Source organism: Hydrogenophaga sp. GW456-12-10-14-TSB4 (genome assembly GCF_059424305.1).
Genome location: NZ_JBWKZH010000125.1, coordinates 1 through 7,028, shown reverse-complemented (window position 1 = coordinate 7,028; position 7,028 = coordinate 1). Strand labels below are relative to the sequence as shown.

Here is a 7,028-nt window from a genome sequence, read left to right as displayed (position 1 = left end):
CACCCCCACCGCCCGCCGGGGCCGAGCTGCTGCCACCCCGCCAGCCAGCGGCGCGTTCGCGCTCGCAGTGGCAGAAACGGCGCGAGGAACGTCCCCTGTGGATCGGCCTGGGCCTGATCGCCTTCTGGCTGCTGCTGTGGCTGGTGGGCATCGGCATGGGGCGCTTCCCCTGGGTGATCCTGACCGCCGTGGTGCTGATCAACCTCGTCACGTTCTACATGTACTGGCGCGACAAGCACGCGGCCATCAACGAAGTCCAGCGCACGCCCGAAAACTGGTTGCACGGCCTGGCCGTGGTCGGCGGTTGGCCGGGCGCGTGGTTCGCCCAGCAGATCCTGCGCCACAAGACGAGCAAGCAGCCGTTTCGCCTGATCTACTGGGGCACGGTGGCGGTCAACACGCTGACCCTGCTGGGCTGGATCCTGTGGCCGGCGTTCAGCGGCACGCCGGCCGCCTGAAGCTCAGCGTGGTTTTCGCTTGCCCGAGCCCGTGTCTCGCGGCGGCAGGCCGGTGTGCTGCGTGAGCAGGCGGCCCTTGCCCGGCTGAGCGCCCGGCACCTTGTTGCCCACCGGCGTGCTGTTCTTGCGGCGCGCGCTCTGGTAGCTGCCGTCGGTCATCGGCTGGAAGGTGGGGATCAGGTGGTGCTTGCCATTGCCGATGAGGTCGGCGCGGCCCATGGCCTTGAGCGCTTCGCGCAGCAACGGCCAGTTGTTCGGGTCGTGGTAACGCAGGAAGGCCTTGTGCAGCCGGCGGCGCTTGTCGCCGCGCACGATGTCCACGCGCTCGGCGCGGTCGTCGCGGTGAATGCCCTTGAGCGGGTTCAGGTTGGTGTGGTACATGGCCGTCGCGGTGGCCATGGGGCTGGGGTAGAAGGTCTGCACCTGGTCGGCGCGGAATCCGTTCTTCTTGAGCCAGACCGCGAGGTTCATCATGTCCGCGTCGCTGGTGCCCGGGTGGGCCGCGATGAAATACGGGATGAGGAACTGCTTCTTGCCGGCCTCTTCGCTGAACTTCTCGAACAGCTGCTTGAAGCGGTCGTAGCTGCCGATGCCGGGCTTCATCATCTTCGACAGCGGCCCGCCTTCGGTGTGCTCGGGCGCAATCTTGAGATAGCCGCCCACGTGGTGCTGCACCAGCTCCTTCACGTACTCCGGGCTCTTGACCGCAAGGTCGTAGCGCAGGCCGGAGCCGATCAGGATCTTCTTGATGCCGCGCAGCTCGCGCGCGCGGCGGTAGATCTTGATCAGCGGGCCGTGGTCGGTGTGCAGGTTGGAGCAGATGCCGGGATACACGCAGCTCGGCTTGCGGCAGGCCGCCTCGATCTCGGGCGACTTGCAACCCAGGCGGTACATGTTGGCCGTGGGGCCTCCGAGGTCGGACACCACGCCGGTGAAGCCTTCCACCTTGTCGCGAATGTCTTCCACTTCCTTGATGATGGACTCTTCGGAACGGCTCTGGATGATGCGCCCCTCGTGCTCGGTGATCGAGCAGAAGGTGCAGCCGCCGAAGCAGCCACGCATGATGTTCACGCTGAAGCGGATCATCTCCCAGGCCGGGATCTTGGTCGCGCCGTCGTGTTTGCCGTGTTCGTCGGCGTAGGCCGGGTGCGGGCTGCGCCCGTACGGCAGGTCGAACACGTGGTCCATCTCGGCCGTGGTCAGCGGGATCGGCGGCGGGTTGATCCACACGTCGCGCGCGGTCGTGCCTTCGCCGTGCGCCTGCACCAGCGCGCGGGCATTGCCGGGGTTGGTTTCGAGGTGCAGCACGCGGTTGGCGTGCGCGTAGAGCACGGCGTCGCTCTTGACCTGTTCGTAGCTGGGCAGGCGGATCACCGAGCGCTCGCGCGGCGGCACCTTGAGCCGGCCCTTGCCCTGCAGCGAGGGGTTGGGCACGAACTTCAGCGTCTGGATCGCCGGGTTGACCTCGGCCGTGGCTTCGCCCTCTTCCTTCGCGCAGCTCTGCCCCTGGGACTGGGCCTGCTCGCTGGTGGTCTGATAAGGGTTGATGTGGCTTTCCACGCGCCCGGGCGTGTCCACCTCGCTCGAATCGATCTCGATCCAGCCGGCGGCCGTCGGGTCGCCGGGCCGGCGGACGAAAGCGGTGCCGCGCACGTCGGTGATCTGTTCGATCGGCTCGCGCGCCGCGATGCGGTGCGCCACCTCGACCAGCGCGCGCTCCGCGTTGCCATACAGCAGCAGGTCGCACTTGCTGTCCACCACCACGCTGCGGCGCACCTTGTCGCTCCAGTAGTCGTAGTGAGCGATGCGCCGCAGGCTGCCTTCGATGCCGCCGAGCACGATCGGCACGTCCTTGAAGGCCTCGCGGCAGCGCTGGCTGTAGACGATGGCTGCGCGGTCGGGCCGCTTGCCGCCCACGTCGCCCGGCGTGTAGGCGTCGTCGCTGCGGATCTTGCGGTCCGCCGTGTAGCGGTTGATCATCGAGTCCATGTTCCCGGCGGTCACGCCCCAGAACAGGTTGGGCTTGCCCAGGGCCTTGAAGGCCTCGGCGCTGGTCCAGTCGGGCTGGGCAATGATGCCCACGCGAAAACCCTGCGACTCCAGCACACGCCCCACCACGGCCATGCCGAAGCTGGGGTGGTCCACATACGCATCGCCGGTCACCAGGATGATGTCGCAGCTGTCCCACCCGAGCTGCTCCATTTCGGCGCGGCTCATCGGCAGGAAAGGCGCCACGCCGAACCGCTTGGCCCAGTAGGGGCGGTAGCTGGTGATCGGCTTGGCGGCGCGCGCGAAGAAGGAGACGTCGATGGGGGCGTTCATGGGGCTGGCACAGACCCGGAGCGCGGGCGGCTGGAAAAGCCGTGATTTTACCGGCCCACCCCCATTTCAGGGGCATGGAGGGCTACTCGCCCCCTGCCGCGCTCATTTGGGCCGCAGTTGCCAGTCCGGCACCGACTCGGGCGCCTTGCGCACCACCCGCCGCTGGTTGAGCTTCTGGGCCGCGAGCTGGGCCGTGAACTCCAGCTTTTTCAGGTCTTCCGTGTTCGGCTTGTCCTGCGGATGGAAGCTGAAGCAGCACAGCGTGCCGTAGATGTCGCCGTTCTCCAGCACGATGGGGGTGCTGATGTGGGTGCCGATCGGGAAAGGCACGCTCTTGAGCAATTCGGCGGCGACGGGATGGGCCGAGGCGTCGGCGATGAATCGGGGCAGGCGGCCATCGACCACGCGCTGGCACCACGAGCGCTCCAGCGGCTCGGAGCCGCCCTCGCCGATCACGGGCGAATCCGGCGCCTGGGACACGTGGCGGAACACGCGCTGGCCGTCGGTGAATTCGGAGACGAAGACCACGTCCATCTTCATGCGCTCGCGCAGCAGGCGCAGCACTTCGGAGACCGAGTGGTCGATGAGTTCGTCGGAGGCATCGGAAGTGGCCACCAGCAATTCGGTGACCTGGACCATGAGGTCGTCGGCCTTGTAGCCGAGGTCGTTGAGAGGGTTCATCGCGCGTTTATAAACCGGGTCACGTCACGCTTCGTCAGGCTCCTTCTGTGAATGGGCAATCAGGCGGTCAAAAAGTGTTTCCAACTGTCTCTGCTCGTTCGCGGACAGGCAGCCAAAGATGTCGGCATTGCGCTGCGCGATCAGGCGCATCACCCGTTTCCACAGCGCGCGCCCGCTGCGCGTGGGCGTGAGCACCACGCCACGCGCATCGGCGTCGCTGGCGGACTTGAGCACCAGCTCGCGGTCCACCAGCATCTGCGCCGCCCGGCTGGCCTGGGCCTTGTTCAGGTTGGCGCGCGCCGCGAGGTCGTTCACCGAGAGCGGCGCGAATTCGCCGATGGCGGCCAGGCAACGCGCCTCGCTCACGCCCAGGCCCATCGCGGCGTACGCGTCGCTGCTGTGCCGGTCGGTGATCTTGTTGAGCTTGTGCAGGCGGTAGGTGAGAAAAGCCTGCAACGAGGTGGTTTCAGCGCGCATCGCCGGCCTCCGCACCGCATTGCGCCAAGGCGTTCTCGACCAGCGGCAGCACCTGCCCGGCGCGCTCGAAGCGGCTCATGAGCGAGAGGCAGAGCATGGCGAGAAACAGGGGGGCGCGCGCTTCGCCCACTTGCGTGAGGGCTTCGCAGACGGCGCTGTAGCTCTGGTCCAGATCGGTATCGGTCATGCGATCACTCCGGTGTCTTTCAAGGCGGCGCGCAGGGGCGCGGGGTCGAGGCCGTGCCAGCGGCCCATCACATAGCCATCGGGTCGCACGAGCACCAGCGCGGGTTCGTCCGACCGTTGCAGGCCGAAGCGCTGCCAGGCCTGGTCTTGCGTGTCGATCCCGGGCGAGATCGACAACACGGACACGCCCACATCGCTCAGGTCCGGGCCGACGCCGCCAAACACCAGGCACACGAAGCCGCGACCGAACCGGCTGCTCAGGTGCCATGCGGTGCCGTTGTCCTGCAACAGGGCTTCCGGGGCCGGCGCGCCGGGTGCGGCGCGGTCGTTCGCCCAGCCCGAGTCCTGCGTCTCGTTCAGCGGCGAACCCACATAGGTGATCGGCGCCGACTGGCGCGGGTTGATCAGCGAGCGCACCTGTTCGTCGCTCACCGCGAGCCGCAGCGTGGCCTCGCGCAGGAGGCGGTAGGCAAAGTTCGGCGGCGCCATGAACTCGGTGCTCTTGGCACCGTAGGCGATGTTCTCGCGCGTGGCGTGCACCCGCTCTGGGGAATAGGAATCCAGCAAGGCATCGGGCGATTCGCCGCGCAGCACACGGGCCAGCTTCCAGGCCAGGTTGGCCGCGTCGTCCAGGCCCGAGTTGAGCCCGCGCACGCCGAAGATGGGCACCAGGTGCGCGGCATCGCCGGCGAAAAACACGCGGCCGTGGCGGTAGTCGGGCAGCGTCAGGCACTTGGCGTTGTAGATCGAGATCCACAACGGCTCCCAGGGTTCGTCCTCGCCGATCATGGCCAGGTGGCTGCGCACGCGCGGCAGCACGTTCTCGGGCTTCACCGCCTCCACCGGGTCTTCATCGTCGCGGATCTGGTAGTCGATGCGCCAGACGTCGTCGGGCTGGCGGTGCATGAGGATGGTGGAGCCAGGGTTGGACGGCGGGTCGAACCAGGCCAGGCGCTCCACCGGCCGCCGCGTCTTCTGCACCACGTCGACGATCACGTACTTGCCGTCGTACTGCGTGCCTTCGAGCTGCAGGCCGAGCTGCTCGCGCACCGTGCTGCGCCCACCGTCGCAGGCCACGAGGAAGCCGGCCTGCACCGTCTGCCGCCCCTGAGGCGTGTCCACCTCCACCTGCACGCCGTCGATCTGCGGGCGCACCGCCACCACACGGCTGCTCCACGCCACGCGCGACGCATCCCCCTGCGCCTGGGCGGCCTGGTGGGCGAACGCTTCCACGTAGAACTGCTGGATGTTGACCATGGGCGCAAAACGCTGGCTCGGCTCGCTCGGCATCTCGAAATGCAGCACCTCGGTGTCGCGCCAGTGGCTGCGGCCACCGGTCCAGCTCAGGCCCTTGGCCACCAGCGGTGCGTCCGCCCCCACCCAGCCCAGGATTTCCTGCGACCGCCGCGACATGCAGATGGCCCGGCTGCCGGTGCAATAGCCCTCGTCGGCCTCGATCACCAGGTTGGCGATGCCCTCGCGCGACAGCAGGGCCGAAAGGGTCAGGCCCACGGGACCGCCGCCGGCGATCAACACGGGAATGGAAGATGGCAAATCTGGGTTCATGGCGTCTTGATGGTTGCGTGCGCAACTTTATGACATTTTGGTTGCGTCCGCAACCATATGAACTGTCTCCAAGGCAACTGCGCCGAACCGGGGCGCTGCCTATCATGGGGAAAACAACCCCAGGAGACATGCCCGTGCCCAGCTTCAACACCCTGCGCATCGAGAAGGACGCCCGCCAGCCGCGCGTCGCCCGCCTGCTGCTCAACCGCCCCGAGCGCCTCAACGCCATCAACGACGAGACACCGCGCGAAATCCGCGCCGCCGTGGAATGGGCCAACGCCGACGACGAGGTGCACGTGATCGTGGTCGAAGGGGCCGGCAAGGGCTTCTGCGGGGGCTACGACCTCTCGATGTTCGGCGAGGGCGAGATCGACCATCCCTGCCAGCAGGAACGCCACCCCTGGGACCCGATGGACGACTACGCCTTCATGAAGCGCAACACCGAAGACTTCATGGCGCTGTGGCGCAGTCCCAAACCCACCATCGCCAAGGTGCACGGCGCGGCGGTGGCCGGCGGCAGTGACATCGCGCTGTGCTGCGACCTGCTGGTGATGGCCGACGACGCGCGCATCGGCTACATGCCCACGCGCGTCTGGGGCTGCCCCACGACCGCGATGTGGACCTACCGGCTCGGCGCCGCGCGCGCCAAGCAGATGATGTTCACCGGCAACGTGATCGACGGCCGCACCGCCGCGGCCTGGGGCCTGGCCAACGAGGCCGTGCCGGCCGATCAGCTGGAGGCGGCCACGATGCAGCTCGCCGAGCGCATCGCCGGCGTGCCGCGCTCGCACCTGGCCATGCACAAGATGGTGGTGAACCAGGTCATGCTCACCATGGGCCTTGAGCAGACGCAGCAGATGGCCACGCTGTTCGACGGCATCACGCGCCACAACCCGGAGGGCCTGTGGTTCCGCCGCCATGCGCAGGAGTCGGGCTTCAAGGACGCGGTGCAATGGCGCGACAGCGGCCGGCCGATTCCCGAAGGCGACGAAGCGCGGGCCCTGATCCGCGAGATGGAAAACCGCAAGAGGTCATCCCCGAAAAAATGAAACCGCATGTACGGTTCATCTCGTTACCCCTCTTACGGGACGACCGAGAATGTAATCGGCATGCCGCTTAGCATGGCCGCTTCACTTACAGAAGGAGCTGGCATGGCACTGCATTTTGGCAAACGAGACGATCAACCCAAGACCCTGAACACCGGCATGGCCACGCAACGTTACGGCCAGCCCGCGAGCAGCACCAGCACCTCGCAGGCCCAGCCGCAAACCCCCGCGCCGTCCACCCCCGACGTGGACCTGGCCACGCCGCCCCCCACCACCCCCACCCCCACCAGCA

Annotated in this window: 7 protein-coding genes and 1 pseudogene; 3 read left to right on the top strand and 5 right to left on the bottom strand. The window is 67.5% G+C overall.

Annotated elements, in window-relative coordinates:
• Window positions 1-458, top strand: a 458-nt coding sequence (locus tag AC07ZS_RS29395) for a DUF1294 domain-containing protein (RefSeq protein WP_494801975.1), incomplete at its 5' end; no start/stop codon positions are given.
• Window positions 459-461: 3 nt separating this feature from the next.
• Here the strand turns inward: AC07ZS_RS29395 and AC07ZS_RS29390 are convergent.
• From AC07ZS_RS29390 to AC07ZS_RS29370, 5 genes are all read right to left on the bottom strand, one after another.
• A complete protein-coding gene (locus tag AC07ZS_RS29390; RefSeq protein ID WP_494801974.1) occupies window positions 462-2,780 on the bottom strand; it encodes a YgiQ family radical SAM protein in 2,319 nt (772 codons plus the stop codon).
• Between the two features lie 102 nt (window positions 2,781-2,882).
• A complete protein-coding gene (locus tag AC07ZS_RS29385) occupies window positions 2,883-3,461 on the bottom strand; it encodes a GAF domain-containing protein (RefSeq protein WP_494801973.1) in 579 nt (192 codons plus the stop codon).
• Between the two features lie 24 nt (window positions 3,462-3,485).
• Window positions 3,486-3,938, bottom strand: a complete 453-nt coding sequence (locus AC07ZS_RS29380; RefSeq protein ID WP_494801972.1) for a MarR family winged helix-turn-helix transcriptional regulator — start codon at window positions 3,936-3,938, stop codon at window positions 3,486-3,488.
• Entirely contained in the window at window positions 3,928-4,125 is a 198-nt protein-coding gene (locus AC07ZS_RS29375) for a hypothetical protein (RefSeq protein ID WP_494801971.1), read from the bottom strand. Before AC07ZS_RS29375 ends, AC07ZS_RS29380 begins: the two co-directional genes overlap by 11 nt.
• Entirely contained in the window at window positions 4,122-5,690 is a 1,569-nt protein-coding gene (locus AC07ZS_RS29370; protein ID WP_494801970.1) for an FAD-dependent monooxygenase, read from the bottom strand. Before AC07ZS_RS29370 ends, AC07ZS_RS29375 begins: the two co-directional genes overlap by 4 nt.
• A 134-nt stretch (window positions 5,691-5,824) precedes the next feature.
• Between AC07ZS_RS29370 and AC07ZS_RS29365 the strand changes: the two genes are divergently transcribed.
• Both AC07ZS_RS29365 and AC07ZS_RS29360 read left to right on the top strand, forming a co-directional pair.
• Window positions 5,825-6,739, top strand: coding sequence for a crotonase/enoyl-CoA hydratase family protein (locus AC07ZS_RS29365; RefSeq protein WP_494801969.1), 915 nt, complete (start codon window positions 5,825-5,827; stop codon window positions 6,737-6,739).
• A 102-nt stretch (window positions 6,740-6,841) separates the two neighbouring features.
• A pseudogene (locus AC07ZS_RS29360) lies at window positions 6,842-7,028 on the top strand (hypothetical protein); the annotation flags it as partial.

Bases quoted from the DNA above. Each gene is read 5' to 3' on its own strand.
- AC07ZS_RS29390 (WP_494801974.1), bottom strand. From the start codon at position 2,780: ATGAACGCCCCCATCGACGTCTCCTTCTTCGCGCGCGCCGCCAAGCCG.
- AC07ZS_RS29385 (WP_494801973.1), bottom strand. From the start codon at position 3,461: ATGAACCCTCTCAACGACCTCGGCTACAAGGCCGACGACCTCATGGTC.
- AC07ZS_RS29380 (WP_494801972.1), bottom strand. From the start codon at position 3,938: ATGCGCGCTGAAACCACCTCGTTGCAGGCTTTTCTCACCTACCGCCTG.
- AC07ZS_RS29375 (WP_494801971.1), bottom strand. From the start codon at position 4,125: ATGACCGATACCGATCTGGACCAGAGCTACAGCGCCGTCTGCGAAGCC.
- AC07ZS_RS29370 (WP_494801970.1), bottom strand. From the start codon at position 5,690: ATGAACCCAGATTTGCCATCTTCCATTCCCGTGTTGATCGCCGGCGGC.